Annotated in this window: 22 protein-coding genes and 4 tRNA genes; 19 read left to right on the top strand and 7 right to left on the bottom strand. The window is 58.8% G+C overall.

The window, feature by feature from the left end; translation table 11 throughout:
- Positions 1–29 precede the first annotated feature (29 nt).
- The 5 genes from EXW71_RS06090 (at position 30) to EXW71_RS06070 (ending at position 2,583) form a co-directional block, all read left to right on the top strand.
- Complete coding sequence (locus EXW71_RS06090; protein ID WP_134656757.1) at positions 30–1,241, top strand: O-succinylhomoserine sulfhydrylase; 1,212 nt, start codon at positions 30–32, stop codon at positions 1,239–1,241.
- An 11-nt stretch (positions 1,242–1,252) separates the two neighbouring features.
- Positions 1,253–2,017 (top strand): SDR family oxidoreductase, encoded by a 765-nt coding sequence (locus EXW71_RS06085; RefSeq protein WP_123716864.1) that lies wholly within the window; start codon positions 1,253–1,255, stop codon positions 2,015–2,017.
- A 161-nt stretch (positions 2,018–2,178) separates the two neighbouring features.
- Positions 2,179–2,254, top strand: a tRNA-Val gene (locus EXW71_RS06080).
- A gap of 56 nt (positions 2,255–2,310) precedes the next feature.
- Positions 2,311–2,387, top strand: a tRNA-Asp gene (locus EXW71_RS06075).
- A gap of 119 nt (positions 2,388–2,506) precedes the next feature.
- Positions 2,507–2,583: transfer RNA gene (locus EXW71_RS06070), tRNA-Asp, on the top strand.
- 157 nt (positions 2,584–2,740) lie between these two features.
- Here the strand turns inward: EXW71_RS06070 and EXW71_RS06065 are convergent.
- Positions 2,741–4,024, bottom strand: a complete 1,284-nt coding sequence (locus tag EXW71_RS06065; RefSeq protein WP_134656756.1) for an FAD-binding oxidoreductase — start codon at positions 4,022–4,024, stop codon at positions 2,741–2,743.
- Positions 4,025–4,208: 184 nt separating this feature from the next.
- On the opposite strand from EXW71_RS06065, the gene EXW71_RS06060 reads away from it, so the two are divergent.
- The 6 genes from EXW71_RS06060 (at position 4,209) to EXW71_RS06035 (ending at position 8,582) form a co-directional block, all read left to right on the top strand.
- A tRNA-Val gene (locus tag EXW71_RS06060) sits at positions 4,209–4,285 on the top strand.
- A 530-nt stretch (positions 4,286–4,815) separates the two neighbouring features.
- On the top strand, positions 4,816–5,532 hold the full coding sequence (locus tag EXW71_RS06055; RefSeq protein WP_123716867.1) for a DUF969 domain-containing protein: 717 nt from the start codon (positions 4,816–4,818) through the stop codon (positions 5,530–5,532).
- The gene (locus tag EXW71_RS06050; protein ID WP_123716868.1) at positions 5,529–6,479 is read left to right on the top strand and encodes a DUF979 domain-containing protein; all 951 of its coding nucleotides are present in this window, start codon (positions 5,529–5,531) and stop codon (positions 6,477–6,479) included. The genes EXW71_RS06055 and EXW71_RS06050 overlap by 4 nt, the downstream gene beginning before the upstream one ends.
- Before the next feature lie 7 nt (positions 6,480–6,486).
- Entirely contained in the window at positions 6,487–7,116 is a 630-nt protein-coding gene (gene pcp, locus EXW71_RS06045) for a pyroglutamyl-peptidase I (RefSeq protein WP_134656755.1), read from the top strand.
- Positions 7,117–7,194: 78 nt separating this feature from the next.
- Positions 7,195–7,641 (top strand): anti-virulence regulator CigR family protein, encoded by a 447-nt coding sequence (locus tag EXW71_RS06040; RefSeq protein ID WP_134656754.1) that lies wholly within the window; start codon positions 7,195–7,197, stop codon positions 7,639–7,641.
- A gap of 263 nt (positions 7,642–7,904) precedes the next feature.
- Positions 7,905–8,582, top strand: coding sequence for an HAD family hydrolase (locus EXW71_RS06035; protein ID WP_134656753.1), 678 nt, complete (start codon positions 7,905–7,907; stop codon positions 8,580–8,582).
- 19 nt (positions 8,583–8,601) lie between these two features.
- Here the strand turns inward: EXW71_RS06035 and EXW71_RS06030 are convergent, their stop codons facing one another.
- The 3 genes from EXW71_RS06030 to csrA all read right to left on the bottom strand — a co-directional run bounded on the left by EXW71_RS06030 (position 8,602) and on the right by csrA (position 9,657).
- Positions 8,602–8,898: a hypothetical protein gene (locus EXW71_RS06030; protein WP_134656752.1), complete on the bottom strand. Its 297-nt coding sequence runs from the start codon at positions 8,896–8,898 to the stop codon at positions 8,602–8,604.
- Between the two features lie 90 nt (positions 8,899–8,988).
- On the bottom strand, positions 8,989–9,252 hold the full coding sequence (locus EXW71_RS29010) for a hypothetical protein (RefSeq protein WP_134656751.1): 264 nt from the start codon (positions 9,250–9,252) through the stop codon (positions 8,989–8,991).
- Positions 9,253–9,462: 210 nt separating this feature from the next.
- Positions 9,463–9,657, bottom strand: coding sequence for a carbon storage regulator CsrA (gene csrA, locus EXW71_RS06020; RefSeq protein WP_003192511.1), 195 nt, complete (start codon positions 9,655–9,657; stop codon positions 9,463–9,465).
- A gap of 262 nt (positions 9,658–9,919) precedes the next feature.
- On the opposite strand from csrA, the gene EXW71_RS06015 reads away from it, so the two are divergent.
- Entirely contained in the window at positions 9,920–10,285 is a 366-nt protein-coding gene (locus EXW71_RS06015) for an SPOR domain-containing protein (RefSeq protein ID WP_123716874.1), read from the top strand.
- A gap of 31 nt (positions 10,286–10,316) precedes the next feature.
- Here EXW71_RS06015 and EXW71_RS06010 read toward each other — a convergent pair whose 3' ends face one another.
- The 3 genes from EXW71_RS06010 to EXW71_RS06000 all read right to left on the bottom strand — a co-directional run bounded on the left by EXW71_RS06010 (position 10,317) and on the right by EXW71_RS06000 (position 12,522).
- Complete coding sequence (locus tag EXW71_RS06010) at positions 10,317–11,006, bottom strand: endonuclease (RefSeq protein ID WP_123716875.1); 690 nt, start codon at positions 11,004–11,006, stop codon at positions 10,317–10,319.
- Positions 11,007–11,010: 4 nt separating this feature from the next.
- Positions 11,011–11,253 carry a DUF1654 domain-containing protein gene (locus EXW71_RS06005; protein WP_177421565.1) on the bottom strand — a complete coding sequence of 81 codons (243 nt, stop codon included), beginning with the start codon at positions 11,251–11,253 and terminating at the stop codon, positions 11,011–11,013.
- 180 nt (positions 11,254–11,433) lie between these two features.
- Positions 11,434–12,522: an asparaginase gene (locus EXW71_RS06000; protein WP_134656750.1), complete on the bottom strand. Its 1,089-nt coding sequence runs from the start codon at positions 12,520–12,522 to the stop codon at positions 11,434–11,436.
- Between the two features lie 562 nt (positions 12,523–13,084).
- Between EXW71_RS06000 and EXW71_RS05995 the strand changes: the two genes are divergently transcribed.
- From EXW71_RS05995 to EXW71_RS05965, 7 genes are read left to right on the top strand one after another with little or no spacing between them, the layout of a single operon-like run.
- Complete coding sequence (locus EXW71_RS05995) at positions 13,085–14,044, top strand: sugar ABC transporter substrate-binding protein (protein WP_134656749.1); 960 nt, start codon at positions 13,085–13,087, stop codon at positions 14,042–14,044.
- Positions 14,045–14,101: 57 nt separating this feature from the next.
- Positions 14,102–15,655: a sugar ABC transporter ATP-binding protein gene (locus EXW71_RS05990; protein WP_134656748.1), complete on the top strand. Its 1,554-nt coding sequence runs from the start codon at positions 14,102–14,104 to the stop codon at positions 15,653–15,655.
- A complete protein-coding gene (locus tag EXW71_RS05985; protein WP_134656747.1) occupies positions 15,652–16,629 on the top strand; it encodes an ABC transporter permease in 978 nt (325 codons plus the stop codon). Before EXW71_RS05990 ends, EXW71_RS05985 begins: the two co-directional genes overlap by 4 nt.
- Positions 16,630–16,632: 3 nt before the next feature.
- Positions 16,633–17,655: a LacI family DNA-binding transcriptional regulator gene (locus tag EXW71_RS05980; RefSeq protein ID WP_134656746.1), complete on the top strand. Its 1,023-nt coding sequence runs from the start codon at positions 16,633–16,635 to the stop codon at positions 17,653–17,655.
- Positions 17,656–17,678: 23 nt separating this feature from the next.
- A complete protein-coding gene (gene rbsK / locus EXW71_RS05975; protein ID WP_134656745.1) occupies positions 17,679–18,596 on the top strand; it encodes a ribokinase in 918 nt (305 codons plus the stop codon).
- Positions 18,593–18,997 (top strand): D-ribose pyranase, encoded by a 405-nt coding sequence (rbsD, locus tag EXW71_RS05970; protein ID WP_134656744.1) that lies wholly within the window; start codon positions 18,593–18,595, stop codon positions 18,995–18,997. Before rbsK ends, rbsD begins: the two co-directional genes overlap by 4 nt.
- 27 nt (positions 18,998–19,024) lie before the next feature.
- Complete coding sequence (locus EXW71_RS05965; RefSeq protein ID WP_134656743.1) at positions 19,025–20,053, top strand: nucleoside hydrolase; 1,029 nt, start codon at positions 19,025–19,027, stop codon at positions 20,051–20,053.
- Positions 20,054–20,073: the final 20 nt, after the last annotated feature.

Genomic DNA, 20,073 nt, shown 5'->3' with positions numbered 1-20,073 from the left:
AAATAAAGAATTGAGTAAGGAGTCGCAGCATGAGTCAGGAATGGGATGCCGGTCGGTTGGACAGCGACCTCGATGGCGTAGCGTTCGACACCCTGGCTGTGCGCGCCGGCCAGCACCGCACTCCGGAAGGTGAGCACGGTGACCCGATGTTCTTCACGTCCAGCTACGTGTTCCGTACCGCTGCCGACGCCGCTGCGCGCTTTGCCGGTGAGGTGCCGGGCAACGTGTATTCGCGTTATACGAACCCGACCGTGCGTGCCTTCGAAGAGCGTATCGCAGCGCTGGAGGGCGCCGAGCAGGCGGTGGCCACAGCGACTGGCATGGCTGCCATCCTGGCGGTGGTGATGAGCCTGTGCAGTGCCGGCGACCACGTGCTGGTATCGCGCAGCGTGTTTGGTTCGACCATCAGCCTGTTCGAAAAGTATTTCAAGCGCTTCGGTATTGAAGTGGACTACGTGCCTCTGGCGGATTTGTCCGGCTGGGATGCGGCGATCAAGTCCAATACCAAGTTGCTGTTCGTCGAGTCGCCGTCCAATCCGCTGGCCGAGTTGGTGGATATCGCCGCATTGTCCGAAGTGGCGCACGCCAAAGGCGCGATGCTGGTGGTCGACAACTGCTTCTGCACGCCTGCCTTGCAGCAGCCGCTGAAGCTGGGTGCAGACATTGTGGTGCACTCGGCCACCAAGTTCATCGACGGTCAGGGCCGTTGCATGGGCGGCGTGGTTGCCGGTCGCAGCGAGCAGATGAAGGAAGTGGTGGGCTTCTTGCGCACCGCTGGCCCAACCCTGAGCCCGTTCAACGCCTGGATCTTCCTCAAAGGTCTGGAAACCCTCAACCTGCGGATGAAGGCCCATTGTGCCAACGCCCAGGCCCTGGCTGAGTGGCTGGAACAGCAGGACGGTATCGAGAAAGTGCATTACGCCGGCCTAAAGAGTCATCCACAGCACGCGTTGGCCCAGCGTCAGCAACGGGGTTTCGGCGCCGTGGTGAGTTTCGAGGTGAAGGGCGGCAAAGAGGGCGCCTGGCGCTTTATCGATGCGACCCGCCTGATCTCCATCACCGCCAACCTGGGTGACAGCAAGACCACCATCACTCACCCAAGCACCACCTCACATGGTCGCCTGGCGCCGCAGGAGCGTGAAGCGGCGGGCATCCGAGACAGCCTGATCCGTATCGCGGTAGGCCTGGAAGACGTCGCTGATCTGCAGGCTGACCTGGCTCGCGGGCTGGCTGCCTTGTGATCGAGTGGTCCATGGAGGCCGCAACGGCCAGTAATGGGCGCGTCGCCCTGGTGACGGGCGCGGCGCGGGGCATTGGCCTCGGGATTGCCGCGTGGCTGATCAGCGAAGGCTGGCAGGTGGTCTTGACCGATCTGGACCGCGAGCGCGGCTCCAAGGTGTCCAAGGTGCTGGGCGAGAATGCCTGGTTTATCACCATGGATGTGGCTGACGAGAAACAGGTGGCCCAAGGGGTCGCCGAAGTCCTCGGGCAATTCGGTCGTTTGGACGCATTGGTCTGTAACGCTGCGGTGGCCGATCCGCACAATATCACCCTGGAAAGCCTTGATCTGGCTTACTGGAACCGTGTGCTGGCCGTTAACCTCAGTGGGCCAATGTTGCTGGCCAAGCACTGTGCGCCCTACCTGCGGGCCCACGGCGGGGCTATCGTCAACCTGGCGTCGACCCGGGCCCGTCAGTCGGAGCCGGATACCGAGGCTTATGCGGCGAGCAAGGGTGGCCTGTTGGCGCTTACTCACGCCCTGGCGATGAGCCTCGGGCCGGAAGTGCGCGTGAATGCGGTCAGCCCTGGCTGGATTGATGCCCGTGATCCCGCTGCGCGGCGTGCCGAACCTTTGACTGATGCCGATCATGCCCAGCATCCGGCGGGCAGGGTGGGTACGGTAGAGGACGTGGCGGCGATGGTGGCATGGCTGCTGTCGCGCCAAGCGGGGTTCGTTACCGGGCAAGAGTTTGTGGTGGACGGTGGCATGAGCAAGAAGATGGTCTATGAGCAGTGAAGAGCAGCTTCAAGTCACACGCTGCAAGTGAGGGCGGATTGTGGTGGCTTTTAACTTGTCGCTTGTAGCTTGCAACTCGGAGCTGTTTTTGAAAAAAACTCAATCCTGCTATTGACTTAGGTCCGCTACCTGCGTAAATTTCGCGGCCTCAACGAAGCAAAGGGTGATTAGCTCAGCTGGGAGAGCATCTGCCTTACAAGCAGAGGGTCGGCGGTTCGATCCCGTCATCACCCACCACTTCTTGAGAGTTTTGTCCTTGGGGCAAGACGCAACGTTAAAGGTTGCACCGACGCGCAGCGGTAGTTCAGTCGGTTAGAATACCGGCCTGTCACGCCGGGGGTCGCGGGTTCGAGTCCCGTCCGCTGCGCCATATTTTCCAGGCCTGATTTTTCGGGTTTGAGATTGAACAGCCAACGCTGAACAGCCAACGCTGATCAGTCAGATGTTTAAAGACGGTTGAGGGGTTTTACTCGGCCGGTCAAGCGATACGCAGCGGTAGTTCAGTCGGTTAGAATACCGGCCTGTCACGCCGGGGGTCGCGGGTTCGAGTCCCGTCCGCTGCGCCATATCTGTTTCAAGGCCCACTGAACGCCTTGAAGCACAAAGAAAGCCTCTGGCTACTTTGATCCGATAGCAAAGACCCTGGTCGAAAGACCGGGGTTTTTTGTTTCCGGGATTCGGAAAACCGCTGGAAGAGCCGGCGAACCGGCTCCCGCTGTATTGTCAGAACCCCAGCTTATCCCGCAGCCCGTAATACCAGGCCCCCAGTGCCGCGAACGGCGTGCGCAGCAGTTGCCCGCCTGGGAATGGGTAGTGCGGCAGGTCGGCAAACGCATCGAAGCGCTCTGCCTGGCCTCTCAGCGCTTCCGCCAGGACCTTGCCCGCCAAGTGGGTGTACGTCACGCCATGACCGCTGCAGCCCTGCGAGTAGTAGATGTTGTCACCCAGGCGCCCGACCTGCGGCAAGCGCGACAGGGTCAGCAGGAAGTTGCCGGTCCAGGCGTAGTCGATCTTCACATCCTTGAGTTGCGGGAAGGCCTTGAGCATCTTCGGGCGGATGATTGCTTCGATGTTCGCCGGGTCGCGCGCGCCATACACCACGCCGCCGCCGAAGATCAGGCGCTTGTCACTGGTAAGGCGATAGTAGTCGAGCAGGTAGTTGCAGTCCTCTACGCAGTAATCCTGCGGCAGTAGGGTCTTGGCCAACTCATCCCCGAGTGGCGCGGTGGTGATCACCTGAGTGCCGCAAGGCATCGACTTGGCCGCCAGCTCCGGAACCAGGTTGCCCAGGTAGGCATTGCCCGCGACGATGATGAATTTGGCCCTGACCTTGCCTTCGGCGGTGTGTACCACCGGATTGGCACCACGCTCGATACGCACCGCCGCCGATTGTTCGTAGATCGTACCGCCTAGGGACTCCACTGCCGCGGCTTCGCCCAGTGCAAGATTGAGTGGGTGAATATGCCCGCCGCTCATGTCCAGCATGCCACCTACATAGTTTTCACAGGCCACCACGTCGCGAATGCGGCGTTCGTCCAGCAACTCCAACTGGGTGTGGCCAAAGCGTTCCCACAGGCGCTTCTGCGACTCCAGGTGAGCCATGTGCTTGCTGTTGAGGGCCGCGAACACGCCGCCGTCCTTCAAGTCGCACTGGATCTGATACTTGGCCACGCGCTCGCGAATGATCTTGCCGCCTTCGAAAGCCATTTGCCCCAGTAGTTGTGCTTGCCTTGGGCCGACACTGCGCTCGATCACATCAATGTCACGGCTGTAGCTGTTGACGATTTGCCCGCCATTGCGGCCCGAGGCGCCGAACCCCACTTTGGCGGCCTCCAGCACCGTCACGCGAAAACCGTTCTCCAGCAGAAACAACGCGCTGGAGAGGCCGGTATAGCCGGCGCCAATCACGCATACGTCGGTTTCCACTTCGCCCTGCAGCGTCGGGCGAGGCGGGACCGCATTGGCGGACGCTGCATAATACGACTGGGGGTAGGGGGTGTTCGCCATCCTGGAACCTCTGTTTTATATTTTTTACGAGTGCTCCGATCCTACCTGAGTTGAAAATTGCCTGCCAGCCACCCAAAAATCACGCGCATCCCCGCCGCAAATAAAAAATTCGCATATTCATAGGGTTAGCTGCAAAAAAGATGTTGACACCCCTCCGGAATTCCGTAGAATGCCGCCTCACAGCAGGCACGTAGCTCAGTTGGTTAGAGCACCACCTTGACATGGTGGGGGTCGTTGGTTCGAGTCCAATCGCGCCTACCAAACAAAATCCGCTCTGCTGGGCGGTCTAGAAGGGCTCACCGAAAGGTGGGCCCTTTTTTGTCGTCAACAAAAAAGCGTCGCTATCGATAGCAGGCAGATGATTTGAACCACCACCTGGCACCGAAACTCACCTAGAGTTGTAGTTGTCGCCATGCTCTTTTGTCCCGCGTACATAATGGCCACCTCTTTGTCGGCGATATTGCCGCGCTGCATGCGCACGAGCGCGCCACTGCTTATCCGAGTATAGATTCCCAATCGAATTCTTCACTGTCGAGCCCGTTCGGGCCGACGCACCGTATTGCGCGCGCTCCTCCACTGCCCATTGCCCACAAAATTTATTGGTTCGCAGCAACAATTTTTCTTGTTGGACACCCCCCGTCTCCAGGCAGCAAAGTTGCCGCCACTGACGCTCGACCTTCCAGGTCAACAATAAAAAAACCGAGCCGACTGCACGCCACTTTCATGCTGTGAGCCCTTGCCCACATCCTGCTGTAATGGCGCCGCAGCGCGCACTAAAGGACCTCTCCGCCATGCAAACAGTTGTGAACTTATGGCCGTTGATCGGCGTACTTGTCATCGTGGTCGGCTTTGTATTGCGCTTCAATCCGCTGTTGGTAGTCACCGCGGCAGCCATCGCCACCGGATTCGCCGCCCAGTTCCCGCTGGAAAAAATTCTTGCCTCCATGGGTGACGGCTTCCTTCAGACCCGTGCCCTGCAACTGATTCTGTTATTACCGCTGGCGGTGATTGGCTTGCTGGAACGCCATGGCCTGCGCCTGCATGCTCAAAACTGGATCGCCCGTTTCGAGCGTGCGACGGTTGGGCGCTTGCTGATCATGTATCTGTTCGTGCGTGAGTCCACGGCTGCCATGGGGCTGACCAGTCTCGGTGGGCATCCGCAAATGGTGCGGCCGCTCTTGGCACCGATGGCCGAAGGCGCAGCGGAGAAACGCTATGGCAAGCTGCCAGACAAGCTGCGCCACAAGGTACTGGCCATGTGCGCCGCCACCGACAATGTCGGGCTGTTTTTTGGTGAAGACATCTTTGTTGCCTTCGGTGCGATTGCGTTGATGCACACCTTCCTGCTCGGCTCGGGAATTGATGTGGAGCCGTTGCACATTGCGGTGTGGGGCATCCCGACGGCGATCTGCGCCTTCATCATTCATGCGATCCGGCTCCATCGCTTCGATCGACGACTGACCCACGAAATGAGCCGTGCCGCCGCCCCGGTGGAGGCTGCTCAATGATCATTTCCATTCAATATCTCTACTGGCTGGCGGGTGTTCTGTTGCTGATCACCGCCGGCATGATCCTGCTGGACCGTTCCCACCCCAAGCGGTGGTCCAGCGCACTGTTCTGGTTATTGTTCGCCGTGCCGTTCCTGATTGGGGAGCGTCTGCCTTCGGTGGTCATCGGTGTCGGCGTAGTGGTGATGGCATTGATCGCGGGCTTGGGCGGCGTTGGTCGTGGCCAGCACGCTGAACTTCACGACAAGGCTTCCCGCGCCAGTGCCGGACGCCTGGGCCACAAGCTGTTTATCCCGGCGCTGGCTATCCCACTGACCACGGTGTTGGGTTCGGTGTTGCTCAAGCACACCGAAATTGGCGGTATACCGCTGCTGGACCCGAAAAACACTACTTTCGTTTCCCTGGGCATCGGCTGCCTGATTGCGCTTGGCCTGGCCTGTTGGCTGACCCGCGACACACCGTTACAAGCCCTGCGCGAATCCCGTCGTCTGACCGAAGCGCTGGGCTGGGCCATGGTGCTCCCGCAGATGTTGGCGATGCTCGGGTTGCTGTTCAATGAAGCCGGGGTTGGCACTGCTGTCGCCCATGTCACCACCACTTACGTCAACCTGGATTACAAGTTGGTGGCGGTGATGGTTTATGTGCTGGGCATGGCCTTGTTTACCGTGATCATGGGCAACGGATTTGCGGCTTTTCCTGTTATGACTGGCGGCGTCGGTGTGCCGGTACTGGTGGGGATTTATGGCGGCAACCCTGCGGTGATGGCAGCCATCGGTATGTTTTCCGGCTACTGCGGGACACTGATGACGCCGATGGCGGCCAACTTCAATATTGTTCCGGCTGCGTTGCTGGAGCTGCCCGATAAAAATGCGGTTATCAAGGCGCAGATACCGACTGCATTAATGATGCTGGCGGTCAATATCGTGCTGCTTTACCTGTTGATGTGAGGCCGCTATGCAAAGTGTACTGCTGACGGGCTTCGAGCCTTTTGATAACGACCTGGTGAATCCCTCATGGGAGGCGGTGCGTCAGTTGGATGGTGTTCTGCTCGGCGAAGGGGTGCAGATTGTTGCACGTTGCTTGCCCTGCGCATTTGCCACCGCTGCCGAGACGTTGATCCGGTTGATCCACGAACTGCACCCGGTAATGGTCATCGCCACCGGCTTGGGACCTGGGCGCAGCGATATTTCCATCGAGCGCATTGCAATCAACGTCAACGATGCGCGCATTCCCGACAATCTGGGGGCGCAGCCGATCGATACGGCAGTGCTGGACGGTGGCCCGGCTGCGTACTTCTCGACATTGCCGATCAAGAGCATGGTCAGGGCGGTGCGCGAAGCGGGTGTTGCGGCCTCGGTTTCGCAGACGGCGGGGACTTTTGTGTGCAATCAGGTGTTTTATCGGTTGCAGCACGCATTGGCGGGGACTGCGGTGCGCAGTGGGTTTATTCACGTACCAAACCTGCCTGGATCGGGAGAGCCCTCAATGGCGCTATCGACGGTGGTGGAGGGGTTGCGTGTTGCGGTTTCGGCAGCCTGGCAAACCCAAGTGGACGTCGTCTTGCCCGGTGGCCGGATAAGCTGACGACAGGCGCTACGATTCAGTACGCTGTGCATCCGTTTCGACTATGGTTCAAGCACACCATTGCCGCGGAATGTCACCATGTTCAAACGGATGAAATTAGTATCTGCAGTTTTAACGCTTGTAGTGTCCGTGACCAGTGGCCTGGCCTTTGCCGATCCGGGTAATGGTAAAGGGCAGGGTAATAATAAAGGCAATGCCCATGGTGATCAGGGGCCGGACAAGCTCACTGGCAAGGGTGGGTCAGCCAGGGGCGGCCCCAACGTTGATCGCGGCGCAGTCCTGAGTGCGTTGGGTGGCTACCGCAATTATTGGAGCCCCGGGCCGGCCTTGCCGCCTGGCATTCAAAAGAAACTGGCACGTGGCAAGCCGCTGCCGCCGGGCATCGCCAAGAAGCTGGACGGCCGCTTGGTGGGGCATTTGCCCCGTTACGATGGCTACGAGTGGCAGCAAGTGGGCACCGACTTGATATTGGTGACCATTGCCACTGGCATCATCTACGAAGTGCTTAACGGTGTTTTTGATTGAGCTGCAGCCCCTCGCACCTCATGATCAGGTAAACACCGCTCAAAGCACGTCGCCCCGTATTCATTGCTCACGCGGTACCGCCCGTTATGCGGGTGCGTGGCGGTCGCTCGAGAGTGTTGGCGCGCATATGCCTGGCGAGGAAATCTACCCGATCCGGGTTGATGGCCGAGTACCTGTCGCTTTATTCCAAGGTTGCGATGCAATGGCGTGATCCGTAGATTGCATCGGGGTCAGCCCATGTTCGCGAATAAGGAAAACCAGCAGTGTCCGCTCCAGGCCCCTCCGTATTTAACCAACGCTACCGTGCCTTTCTGTTCGATATGGACGGCACCCTGCTCAATTCCATTGCCGCCGCCGAGCGTGTGTGGAGCCGCTGGGCTGGGCGCCATGGCTTGGATGTCGAGGCGTTCCTCGCCACTATCCATGGTGCCCGGGCCATCGATACCATCACTCGCCAGGCGTTACCGGGCGTTGACCCGGAGGTCGAAGCGCAGTGGATCACCGAGGCTGAAATCGATGACGTCCAGGGAGTTGTGGCGATTCCCGGTGCTGTCGAGTTTCTGAACAGCCTGCCAGGTGAACAATGGGCGTTGGTTACATCTGCACCCAAAGCGCTGGCATTGCGTCGCTTGCAAGCGGCGGGCATTGCCGCGCCGGCGGTGTTGGTGACGGCGGAAGATGTTGATCGCGGCAAGCCTGATCCTGCCTGTTACGTGCTGGGCGCGCAGCGCCTGGGCGTACTGGTGCAGGACTGCCTGGTGTTCGAGGATGCCGCGGTGGGGATTCGCGCGGGGGAGGCTGCGGGAGCAGATGTGATGGTGGTCACCTCAACGCACCTCACGCCCCTGGCGACGGCACATCCCTGCATAGACGGGTATGAGGGACTGCGAGCCCGGCGCGATGCTGACGGCTTGTTGTACTTGAGGCATTTGCCAAGGTGATGTGAAAGCACCGAGGCTGTTATCGGTCTCGTTGTTCTTCACACATGGCAAGAGCTGATGAGGCTTGCAACCGGCTACTTCTCATGCCCTGGCGCGAGAGCACCATTTCCCTGAGTATCTCATTGGCGAGCCGGGCAATGGCTTCGGCGCCGCGATAGTGTGCACGCACGATTCCGGTAATCGCAAAGTGGTCGGTTTCCGGGCCACTGAGAATGGCCGACAGGGTGCCGTCCGCATGCAGCGTGCAGGTCACCGTGTAGCTGGGCAAGCGTGCGGCCAGTGCCTGTTCGATTTGAGATTTATTGAGAGTGTCCATCAGCTTTAGCACCTTTCACTGCCCGTGCCAGCCCAAGCATAGGTGTTACTGCGAGTCTGTAAATACCGGCAATCTGATAGCGTGGCAATGTCAACGTGTGGTCTTCTGAGGCGCTCGATGGGCTGCCCGTTGGCATAACTTACGCAAAACAGTCTTCTGGATCGGCTTGAGGCAGAACACCAGCAGGTAACCACACAGCAGTAACGCGAGGTCCAGCCAGGAGTGAGTACTCGGATCGGTGGCGCCTTCGATTTCGAACCTCAAACCGCATCCGGCAGCGAACAAAACCAACCCTATGAGCAGGGCGATCATCCAGGATCTGGAAATAAGCGGTTGTGTTGCTGGATGCCTCATCGACGTGCTCCTAAATGCACACAGATGGCAGGATGATTATCTGAAGGTTCGGCTGCGAATAACGCAGCAAGTTCCAGGCTTCATGACAGTTTCATCTCACGGCGAGGGGAAATGCACTAGGCGCGCTGGTCACGTAAGCAAACGCGAGCAGGCTGAACGGGTTTTCGCCAGCCATCACTGTGAACGAAAAGGCTGGCTACTCGAGGTGCTTCAAGGAGTCTGGTTTTTGTCCGGAGCTGTAAGGCCGGCCTGGATGCGTTGGTAAATTTCCTCACGATGCACGGCAACGTCCTTGGGGGCGTTGATGCCGATTCGAACTTGCTGGCCGCTGACGCCCAGGATGGTGATCGTAATGTCATCACCGATGTTTATGCTTTCACCGACTTTGCGGGTGAGTATAAGCATGGACTTCTCCTTGATTACTTTTAAGGACACATGTTTCAGACAGGGTAGGTGTCAGATGTGTGTAGCTTACTGCTAAGCGCTTCCCTGTGACTGCCTCTTTTAGGACGCATAGAGGCGACATTAATTCCCATGGCGGCATCATACAGGTCTGCGGTACATCATTCGCATTGTTTAAGCCAACGTTTATGACGGCCAGAATAGACAGTGAATGGTAAAGTTGCCTCTTTATCCTCAAAGGAGCAGGGCTGTGCGTAAAGTAGCGATGGCAATTGCGGTGTTGGCATTGGCCGGTTGCGGTGAAGGTAAAAGTGTCGATGCTCCCAAGGCCAAGCCTGCCGTGACCGAAAGCCAGCCACAAACCGGTGCAATTGCCGCTCAGGAATGGGATGTGTGGGTCGGTCCTCCGGACCACAAACTGCAGGCGATCACCGACCTGACCGCCTGGTTGCTGGAACACGGCTTCAGTTTTTATATTGTGAAAGTGGACGGTAAGGACGAGGTATTTCTAGGGCCGTTTGCCAGCAAAGCCGAAGCCGAAGCCAAGCAGGCACTGCTGACCGAAAAGTTGGCCCGTGCCAAGAAGAACGACACCGAGTCGCAGGTCGTCGAGCACAAAACCGCGCAGTAGTGGGCAGGTTGGGCGGGAGTGCCGCCCACATTCAACTGCAGGCTTTCAAGTTCACCGGGCCGACGAATTCATTGCCGCGCCCCATCACGCAAGCCACTGTCTGGTTGCGCTGGCGCTCCCAGGTTTGCACCGGATAGGTCTTGTTCCAGGCTTCGTACAGTTGGCGATCCTGTTTTGACAGGCGCAAGCCGTATTGCTTGCTCATATAAAAGTACGTGCGAGCGATCATTCCCCGGATGGACGGGCGCGGCATGACTTTCTTGGCCTTGAAGTCCACTTGGGTCAGGCATGAGCCGTACTGCCCGCTTTGTACCGGCAACCAGCCAAAGCTGAAGTTGTTACGGTCGCCATTCACTTCGCCGATACTCGGCACCAGATTGTGCAGGTCCGCCTCGGCGCGCTTGAACACATCATCGTGGCGCGTGCAGTTTTTTCGCCCGCCATTTTGCCAGCACTGGCGCTGATGCCCGATTTGCCAGGCCGGCACAATGTGTTCCCACTCAATGCGCGCGGCGCGGTTGGCATTTTTGCGCGGGATGTAACCACAGGCTTTCAGGTCCACGCGGTTGCCGGTGTATTTGCAGCCGCAATAGAACTCGGTGGATTGCGGAGCGTAGAGCTTCCAGGCGATTTTCTTGGCTTCGCTGAAGGTTCGAGGGGCTTGGGCGTTGGCGGTGAGGGTAAAAAGCAGGCAGCACGCAGCAATAAAACGGACACTCATTCAATCAATCTTCCTTCGGCACAACCCAGAAAATCTGTACACCCCCGTCATCCCGATAGGCGAGGGTGACGTTGTCGTTCTCGGCGATCTCTTCCAGCAGGCGCTCCCATTCATCCACAGGTTCATCCGGCAGGCGGAAGATCAACGCTGCCTTGGCTTTCTGGGCGTTGGTTGAATTGATGATCTTTTGCACGCGAAGGGCCAGGCGCTCGTAAGCGTCGGGCGCTGCGGAAGAGGAGTTTGCCACCGAGGTTTCCTTAATTGGCTGTACGCACATACAGTATTTAACTGTGGGCGATTTCGCAACTACTTAAAATTCAAGCAGTTCGTCTGACAGCGATTCAGGAGTTTTGGTGTAGGGCGGGAGTTTTATGGGGGAGGCGGGGGAGATAGGGGCGGTAAAGCCCCTACCGAGTATCAGCGCAAATCAGTATTCCCAGAACATCCGCTGCAGCTCTTTGCTGTCCTGGGTCTTGGTCAGGGCGACCATTGCCAGGATGCGGGCTTTCTGTGGGTTCAGGTCAAGGGCGGCGACCCAGTCGTATTTGTCGTCCGGCTGTTCGGCATTACGCAGAACCATACCGCCGGCGTTGACGTGGGAAGAGCGGATGATCTGTACGCCTTGCTTGCGCAATTCCACCAGCGCAGGAACGACTTTGGACGATACCGAACCATTACCGGTACCGGCATGGATGATGGCTTTGGCGCCAGCTTGCGCCAGTGCTTTGTAGGCGGTGTCGCTCACATTGCCGTAGCCGTAGGCAATTTCAACATCAGGCAGGCTCTTGATGGTCTTGATGTCGAATTCCGAATCCATGGTGTGGCGTTTGGCAGGCAGACGGAACCAGTAGGACTTGCCTTCCACCACCATGCCCAGCGGGCCCCATGGGCTCTTGAACGCTTCGGTCTTGATGTTGATCATTTTGCTGACGTCGCGACCCGACTGGATCTCGTCGTTCATGGTCACCAACACGCCCTTGCCACGAGCATCTTTGCTGCCGGCCACGGCCACGGCGTTGTACAGGTTGAGCATGCCGTCTGCCGACATTGCGGTGCCTGGACGCATGGAGCCGACCACCACGATTGGCTTATCGGTTTTTTCCACCAGGTTGAGGAAGTAGGCGGTTTCTTCCAGGGTGTCGGTACCGTGGGTGATCACGATGCCGTCAACATCTTTGCTGTCGGCCAGTTCGGCCACGCGACGGCCCAATTGCAGCAGGTTTTCGTTATTGATGCTTTCCGAGGCAATTTGCATCACTTGTTCGCCACGTACGTTGGCGATCTGGCCAAGCTCGGGAACGCCGGCGATCAGCTGTTCGATGCCGACTTTAGCTGCCTGGTAGGTAGCGCTGTTGGCCGCACTGGCGCCAGCGCCGGCAATGGTGCCGCCGGTGGCGAGGATCACCACGTTGGACAGCTTGGTCTTGGTTTCAGCTTCCTTTGCGTGGGCGGCAACGGGGAACAGCAGCAGAAGGGCGAGGGCGCCCGGAACAAAGTTCTTCAATGCAGATTTCATTATTTTTCTCTCTGGTTTTTGATGAGTGCGGTAGCAGGTTCATCTAGAACACCCGGGCGGTTCTGAACGCCTCAAGGTGCTGAGAAAGAGCAGGATTTGTACCAGGCCGATTGTGTGCATGGATATAAATTAACGTATTGATTTAAAACAACTTAATTTGTCTTTTTTAATGTGTGAAAGGCTTGGTTGTCCGGCTTTCCGAACAGTGCGCTGGTATTTCGTTCGGTTGTCCGAAAAATATGACGGAGTATTCCTCGCTCTGGTATGACCCTGGCGTCAGAGCCTGTCGTTTTGGAGCAAGGCAAGGCGAAGGCGATGCTCAAGCGCATCCATGGCGGTGCATAAAGCAGGGGCTGAAAACCTTGGATGAAAGACGGTTTCCCCCGTTGACAAATCTCGACAAGGTTCGCATAGTTTGAATAACGCAAACGTTTGCGAGATGTTTCACGGGCCGCTCCTGGAGTGTCGTGACAGCTCGTTTAAGCCACCCGGGTGGGACGGCTGCCGAAGAGGGTTTCGGTGCAAGCGTTGCTCACAATAATCATAAGATCGGAGTGAACCCATGAAGCTGCCATTTGCTGGACGTCTTCTTGCTGTCGCTGTGCTTGCTGCCGCATCCGCTGCCTTGCCTCTCTCCTCTGCATTTGCCGATGACGCCGCCGCCAAACCCAAGGTCGGCCTGGTCATGAAATCCCTCGCCAATGAATTTTTCGTCACGATGCAAGACGGTGCCAAGGACTACCAGAAGGCCCACGCCGCCGACTTCGACATGATCACCAACGGCATCAAGAACGAAACCGATACCAGCGCGCAGATCGATATCGTCAACCAGATGATCCTCGCCAAGGTTAACGCCATCGTGATCGCCCCTGCAGATTCCAAGGCGCTGGTCACCGTGCTGAAGAAAGCCTCGGATGCGGGCATCAAGGTCGTCAATATTGATAACCGTCTCGATCCTGAGGTGCTGAAAAGCAAGAACCTCGACATTCCATTCGTAGGCCCCGATAACCGCAAAGGCTCCAAGCTGGTCGGCGATTACCTGGCCAAGCACCTGACCTCGGGTGACAAAGTCGCGATCATCGAAGGCGTGCCAACCACCACCAATGCCCAGCAGCGCACCGCGGGCTACAAAGATGCGATGGACGCCGCCGGCATGAAGATCGTCTCCACCCAGTCCGGCAACTGGGAAATCGACCAGGGTCAGAAAGTGGCTTCCGCCATGCTGAGCGAATACCCAGACCTCAAGGCTCTCCTGGCCGGTAACGACAACATGGCCCTGGGCGCTGTCTCTGCCGTACGTGCGGCAGGCAAGGCCGGCAAAGTGCTGGTGGTCGGCTATGACAACATCGAAGCCATCAAGCCGATGCTGCAGGACGGCCGTGTACTGGCGACCGCCGACCAGGCTGCTGCCCAGCAGGCCGTATTCGGTATCCAGAACGCGCTCAAGCTGGTCAAGGGTGAGAAAGTCGATGCCAAAGACGGCGTGATCGAAACCCCTGTCGAACTCGTCCTCAAGAAGTAATCCCGGCAGTACCCAACAGCGCCCGCTCGTCCTGAGCGGGCGCCTGGAGATTTTCCTATGTCATCTTCCGCCCCGAACGCTGTCCTCTCGGTCAGCGGTATCGGCAAGACCTATGCCCAACCGGTTCTGGCTGACATCACCCTGACGCTCAATCGCGGGGAAGTGCTGGCACTGACCGGTGAGAACGGTGCAGGTAAAAGCACACTGTCGAAAATTATCGGTGGGTTGGTTACGCCGACCACCGGGCACATGCAGTTCAATGGCCAGGACTATCGCCCGGGCAGTCGCACCCAGGCCGAAGAGCTGGGCGTGCGCATGGTCATGCAGGAGCTCAATTTGCTGCCGACGCTGACCGTGGCCGAGAACCTGTTCCTGGATAACCTGCCCAGCAAGTGCGGCTGGATCAGCCGCAAGCAATTGCGCGCGGCCGCCATTGAAGCCATGGCCCAGGTCGGCCTGGATGCAATCGACCCGGACACCCTCGTCGGTAGCCTGGGTATCGGTCATCAACAAATGGTCGAAATTGCGCGCAACCTGATCGGCGATTGCCATGTATTGATCCTCGACGAGCCCACGGCCATGCTCACTGCCCGTGAAGTCGAGATGCTGTTCGAGCAGATCACCCGTCTGCAGGCTCGGGGCGTGGCGATCATCTACATCTCGCACCGGCTCGAAGAACTGGCCCGTGTTGCCCAACGCATTGCGGTATTGCGTGATGGCAGGCTGGTCTGCGTCGAGCCGATGGCCAACTACAACAGCGAGCAACTGGTCACCCTGATGGTTGGCCGTGAGCTGGGCGAGCAGATCGACCTGGGGCCACGGACCATTGGTGGCCCCGCCTTGACCGTGAGTGGGCTGACCCGTTCGGACAAGGTCCGCGACGTGTCCTTTGAAGTGCGTGCCGGTGAAATCTTTGGCATCTCCGGCCTGATTGGTGCCGGTCGTACTGAACTGCTGCGCCTGATCTTTGGCGCTGATCTGGCCGACAGTGGCACGATTGCCCTTGGCTCGTCAGCCCAAGTGGTAAGCATTCGTTCGCCGGTAGACGCTGTGGGGCATGGCATTGCCTTGATCACCGAAGACCGCAAAGGTGAAGGCTTGCTGCTGACCCAATCCATCAGCGCCAACATCGCGCTGGGCAACATGCCTAAGATTTCCGGTGGCGGCGTGGTGAATAGCCGTGACGAAACCGCCCTGGCCAAGCGTCAGGTCGATGCCATGCGCATCCGCAGCTCCAGTCCGGCGCAGTTGGTCTCCGAGCTTTCGGGCGGTAACCAGCAGAAAGTCGTGATTGGCCGTTGGCTGGAGCGCGATTGTGCAGTGATGCTGTTCGACGAACCCACCCGGGGCATCGACGTTGGCGCAAAGTTCGACATCTATGCCTTGCTGGGCGAGCTGACTCGCCAGGGCAAGGCGCTGGTGGTGGTGTCCAGCGACCTGCGAGAGCTGATGCTGATCTGTGATCGGATCGGCGTGCTGTCAGCCGGGCGCCTGATCGAAACCTTCGAGCGCGATAGCTGGACCCAGGACGAGTTGCTCGCCGCCGCCTTCGCCGGTTACCAAAAACGTGATGCGCTGCTCAACGACGCAGTGCTTAGGGATACCCCATGAAAACAATAACTTCCCCCGGTAAAGCCGGCGGTAACTTCTACGGCCTGGGTACCTATCTGGGCCTGGCCGGTGCCTTGCTCGCGATGATTGCGCTGTTCTCGGTGCTCAGCGACCACTTCTTGTCCTATGACACCTTCAGCACCCTGGCCAACCAGATTCCGGACCTTATGGTGCTGGCGGTGGGCATGACCTTCATCCTGATCATCGGCGGTATCGACCTGTCGGTGGGCTCGGTGCTGGCATTGGCTGCGTCGGCGGTCAGCGTGGCGATTCTTGGCTGGGGCTGGAGCGTGTTGCCGGCCGCCGTACTCGGCATGGGGTGCGCGGCACTGGCTGGCACCCTAACCGGCTCCATCACCGTCGCCTGGCGGATTCCATCGTTTATCGTCTCCCTCGGCGTGCTGGAAATGGCGCGAGGCGTGGCCTATCAGATGACCGGCTCGCGCACCGCTTATATCGGCGACTCGTTTGCCTGGTTATCCAACCCGATTGCCTTTGGCATTTCCCCGTCGTTCATCATCGCGTTGCTGGTGATTATTGCGGCGCAGTTGGTGCTGACCCGTACGGTATTCGGTCGTTACCTCATCGGTATTGGTACAAACGAAGAAGCTGTGCGCCTGGCGGGGATCAATCCCAAGCCCTACAAGATCCTGGTATTCAGCCTGATGGGGTTGTTGGCCGGTGTTGCGGCGCTGTTCCAGATATCGCGCCTTGAGGCGGCAGACCCGAACGCCGGTTCCGGCCTGGAGCTGCAAGTGATCGCCGCTGTGGTGATCGGCGGCACCAGCCTGATGGGCGGACGCGGTTCGGTCATCAGTACCTTTTTCGGTGTGTTGATCATTTCGGTGCTGGCGGCTGGCCTTGCCCAGATCGGTGCTACGGAACCCACTAAGCGCATCATCACGGGTGCTGTGATTGTGATCGCCGTAGTCCTCGATACCTATCGCAGTCAGCGTGCCAGTCGGCGAGGCTGAACCATGGCAACGATCAAGGATGTGGCAGCGCTTGCGGGTATTTCCTATACCACGGTGTCCCATGTGGTGAACAAGACGCGTCCGGTCAGCGAGCCGGTACGCATCAAGGTCGAGGCGGCGATCAAGCAGTTGGACTATGTGCCCAGCGCCGTAGCACGTTCGCTCAAGGCCAAGACCACGGCGACCATCGGCCTGTTGGTGCCCAATAGCCTCAACCCGTATTTTGCGGAGCTGGCTCGGGGGATTGAGGATTATTGCGAGCGCAATGGCTACTGCGTGATTCTCTGCAACTCCGACGACGACGCTGATAAACAGCGCAGTTATTTGCGCGTGTTGTTGGAAAAGCGCGTCGACGGCTTGATCGTGACGTCCGTGGGCGGCGATGACAGTGGTCTTGCCGCCGGCTTGAGTGCGGTACGCACGCCCATGGTGATTGTCGACCGGGCGCTGGATGGTATCGATGTCGATCTGGTGCGTATCGATCACGAAGAAGGCGCTTACCTTGCCACCCGGCACTTACTGGAACTGGGGCATCGGGACATCGCCTGTATCGGCGGCCCTGGGCATACCCGCGTGGCTCAGATGCGTCTGGCGGGATATCAGCGTGCGTTGCGCGAGGCGGGCGTCGAGGCGTTGGATGGTCGCGTCCTGGAAAGCGACTTCACCAGCACGGGTGGTTATGCCGCAGCGGTGCAGTTGTTATCGGGAAAACCGCCCAGCGCGATTTTCGCCTGCAACGATATGATTGGTTTTGGCGTGCTGCGCGCGGCCGCGGAGCGCAATATCCGTGTGCCGGGCGAGCTGTCGGTGATCGGTTTCGATGATATTCAGATGGGGCGCTACGTTTACCCCGCGCTGACCACGGTCGGGCAGTCGATCCTGCAATTGGGCGAGACCGCTGCCGAATTATTACTGCAACGCATAGCAACACCCCAATTGCCGATCGATCAACGCATCGTGACGCCCAGCATTGTTTTGCGTGAGTCAACCGCGCCATTGGCCGATGCGTTCGCCCAATACCGCTGAACCGAATTGATGAGTACTGATGTATGCCAGCAAAAGTAGTGGTAATAGGCAGCTTGAACATGGACCTGGTCACCCGTGCCAGTCGCTTGCCGCGTGCCGGAGAAACCCTGGTCGGCCAGACGTTTTCCACCGTTCCCGGTGGCAAGGGCGCGAACCAGGCAGTCGCATTGGCCCGTCTGGGGGCTGATGTCGCAATGATTGGTTGCGTGGGTACTGATGCCTATGGCAGCCAATTGCGTGATGCGCTGCTGGCGGAGGGGGTCGACTGCCAGGCGGTCAGTACCGTGGACGGTTCCAGCGGTGTCGCGTTGATCGTGGTGGATGACAACAGCCAGAACGCAATTGTCATTGTCGCGGGCAGCAATGGCCAGTTGACGCCAACGTCTCTGGAAAACTGCGATGCGGTGTTACAGGCGGCAGAAGTGATCATCTGTCAGCTTGAAGTGCCGATGGATACCGTTGGACATGCGCTCAAGCGCGGTCGCGAGCTGGGCAAGACGGTCATTCTCAATCCTGCCCCGGCAAGCGCACCTTTGCCTGCCGAGTGGTATCGCTCGATCGATTACCTGATCCCCAATGAAAGTGAAGCCACCGCCCTGAGCGGCGTGACGGTCGACTCACTCGACAGCGCCAAGGTCGCGGCGACAGCGCTGATCAAGGCGGGGGCAAGCAAGGTGATCATCACCCTTGGCGCCCAGGGGGCACTGTTTGCCGACGGTAAAGGCTTCGAACACCTGGCTGCGCCGAAGGTCAAGGCGGTGGATACCACGGCCGCCGGCGATACCTTCGTAGGTGGCTTTGCCGCCGCGCTGGCCGCAGGCAAGAGCGAGGCCGAGGCGATCCGTTTTGGCCAGGTGGCGGCGGCGTTGTCAGTGACCCGTGCCGGCGCTCAGCCCTCCATTCCTACGCTGCACGACGTACAAGGTTTTGTGCCCTCATGAAAAAGACACCTCTGCTTAATATTGCCCTGTCGCGGGTCATCGCGTCTCTGGGCCACGGCGATATCCTGGTCATCGGTGACGCCGGCCTGCCGGTGCCTCCCGGCGTGGAGTTGATCGACCTGGCGCTGACCCAGGGTATTCCGGATTTCATCAGCACCTTGCGTATCGTGCTTAGCGAAATGCAGGTGGAAAGCCATGTGCTGGCGGAAGAGATCCTGGTTAAACAACCACCTGCTCTGACCGCGCTCAATGCGCTCGCAGAGCAGGCTGCGTTGGGTGAGAGACGTCTGCTCAGCCATGACGAATTCAAGCAACTGAGTCGCAATGCCCGTGCGGTTGTGCGCACCGGCGAGTGTCAGCCGTACTGCAATATCGCGCTGGTGTCCGGCGTAACGTTCTAGCGTCCCCCCTATGACAAGGAGTGCTTTATGCAACGTGGTCTACCTACCCTGAAAAACCTGTTCCGGAGTGTTCTGCTTTTGTCCGCGCTCACTGCTGCAAGCGCCCAAGCGGCGGAAAAAATCGACCTGATCATCGATACCGATCCGGGGGCCGATGATGTGGTGGCGTTGCTGTTCGCCATGGCCTCGCCGGAGGAGTTGAACATTCGTGCGTTGACCACCGTCGCCGGCAATGTGCGCCTGGACAAGACCTCCCGCAATGCTCGCCTGGCACGCGAGTGGGCAGGGCGCGAAGATATTCCGGTGTACGCCGGTGCGCCAAAACCGCTGCTGCGCACGCCGATCTACGCAGAGAACATTCATGGCAAGGAAGGCATTTCCGGCGTTACCGTGCACGAGCCCAAGAAAGGCCTGGCCGAAGGCAATGCCGTCGACTACCTGATCAAGACCCTGAGCACTGCCAAGCCGCACAGCATTACCCTCGCCATGCTCGGCCCACAGACCAACCTGGCGCTGGCATTGACCCAGGCACCTGAAATCACCCAGGGCATCAAGGAAGTCGTCGTGATGGGGGGCGCGCATTTCAATGGCGGCAATATTACGCCAGTGGCCGAGTTCAACCTGTTCGCCGATCCGGCTGCGGCTGAGATCGTGCTGAAAAGTGGTGTAAAGCTGACCTACCTACCACTGGATGTGACCCACAAGGTGCTGACCAGCGAGGCTCGCCTGAAAAAAATCGCCGCGCTTAACAACAATGCAAGCAAGGTGGTGGGCGATATTCTCAATGAATACGTCAAGGGCGACATGGAGCACTACGGCATTCCTGGCGGCCCGGTACACGACGCCACGGTCATTGCCTACCTGCTGAAGCCTGCGTTGTTCAGCGGACGTGAGGTGAATGTGGTAGTCGACAGCCGCGAAGGCCCAACCTTCGGTCAGACCATCGTCGACTGGTACGACGGCCTGAAACAGCCGAAAAACGCGTTCTGGGTTGAGAACGGCGATGCCCAGGGCTTCTTTGATCTGCTGACTGAGCGTTTGGCACGCCTGAAGTAATGCAGTTGCCGGTCGGCGTT

The organism is Pseudomonas sp. BCA17, from assembly GCF_004519405.1.
Classification (GTDB): domain Bacteria; phylum Pseudomonadota; class Gammaproteobacteria; order Pseudomonadales; family Pseudomonadaceae; genus Aquipseudomonas.
This window is presented reverse-complemented; position numbering and strand designations above follow the sequence as displayed.

What these genes read in the sequence shown, in the direction of transcription:
- EXW71_RS06090 (WP_134656757.1), top strand. Translation starts at nt 30, where the DNA reads ATGAGTCAGGAATGGGATGCCGGTCGGTTGGACAGCGACCTCGATGGC.
- EXW71_RS06085 (WP_123716864.1), top strand. Translation starts at nt 1,253, where the DNA reads ATGGAGGCCGCAACGGCCAGTAATGGGCGCGTCGCCCTGGTGACGGGC.
- EXW71_RS06065 (WP_134656756.1), bottom strand. Translation starts at nt 4,024, where the DNA reads ATGGCGAACACCCCCTACCCCCAGTCGTATTATGCAGCGTCCGCCAAT.
- EXW71_RS06055 (WP_123716867.1), top strand. Translation starts at nt 4,816, where the DNA reads ATGCAAACAGTTGTGAACTTATGGCCGTTGATCGGCGTACTTGTCATC.
- EXW71_RS06050 (WP_123716868.1), top strand. Translation starts at nt 5,529, where the DNA reads ATGATCATTTCCATTCAATATCTCTACTGGCTGGCGGGTGTTCTGTTG.
- pcp (WP_134656755.1), top strand. Translation starts at nt 6,487, where the DNA reads ATGCAAAGTGTACTGCTGACGGGCTTCGAGCCTTTTGATAACGACCTG.
- EXW71_RS06040 (WP_134656754.1), top strand. Translation starts at nt 7,195, where the DNA reads ATGTTCAAACGGATGAAATTAGTATCTGCAGTTTTAACGCTTGTAGTG.
- EXW71_RS06030 (WP_134656752.1), bottom strand. Translation starts at nt 8,898, where the DNA reads ATGGACACTCTCAATAAATCTCAAATCGAACAGGCACTGGCCGCACGC.
- EXW71_RS29010 (WP_134656751.1), bottom strand. Translation starts at nt 9,252, where the DNA reads ATGAGGCATCCAGCAACACAACCGCTTATTTCCAGATCCTGGATGATC.
- csrA (WP_003192511.1), bottom strand. Translation starts at nt 9,657, where the DNA reads ATGCTTATACTCACCCGCAAAGTCGGTGAAAGCATAAACATCGGTGAT.
- EXW71_RS06015 (WP_123716874.1), top strand. Translation starts at nt 9,920, where the DNA reads ATGGCAATTGCGGTGTTGGCATTGGCCGGTTGCGGTGAAGGTAAAAGT.
- EXW71_RS06010 (WP_123716875.1), bottom strand. Translation starts at nt 11,006, where the DNA reads ATGAGTGTCCGTTTTATTGCTGCGTGCTGCCTGCTTTTTACCCTCACC.
- EXW71_RS06000 (WP_134656750.1), bottom strand. Translation starts at nt 12,522, where the DNA reads ATGAAATCTGCATTGAAGAACTTTGTTCCGGGCGCCCTCGCCCTTCTG.
- EXW71_RS05995 (WP_134656749.1), top strand. Translation starts at nt 13,085, where the DNA reads ATGAAGCTGCCATTTGCTGGACGTCTTCTTGCTGTCGCTGTGCTTGCT.
- EXW71_RS05990 (WP_134656748.1), top strand. Translation starts at nt 14,102, where the DNA reads ATGTCATCTTCCGCCCCGAACGCTGTCCTCTCGGTCAGCGGTATCGGC.
- EXW71_RS05985 (WP_134656747.1), top strand. Translation starts at nt 15,652, where the DNA reads ATGAAAACAATAACTTCCCCCGGTAAAGCCGGCGGTAACTTCTACGGC.
- EXW71_RS05980 (WP_134656746.1), top strand. Translation starts at nt 16,633, where the DNA reads ATGGCAACGATCAAGGATGTGGCAGCGCTTGCGGGTATTTCCTATACC.
- rbsK (WP_134656745.1), top strand. Translation starts at nt 17,679, where the DNA reads ATGCCAGCAAAAGTAGTGGTAATAGGCAGCTTGAACATGGACCTGGTC.
- rbsD (WP_134656744.1), top strand. Translation starts at nt 18,593, where the DNA reads ATGAAAAAGACACCTCTGCTTAATATTGCCCTGTCGCGGGTCATCGCG.
- EXW71_RS05965 (WP_134656743.1), top strand. Translation starts at nt 19,025, where the DNA reads ATGCAACGTGGTCTACCTACCCTGAAAAACCTGTTCCGGAGTGTTCTG.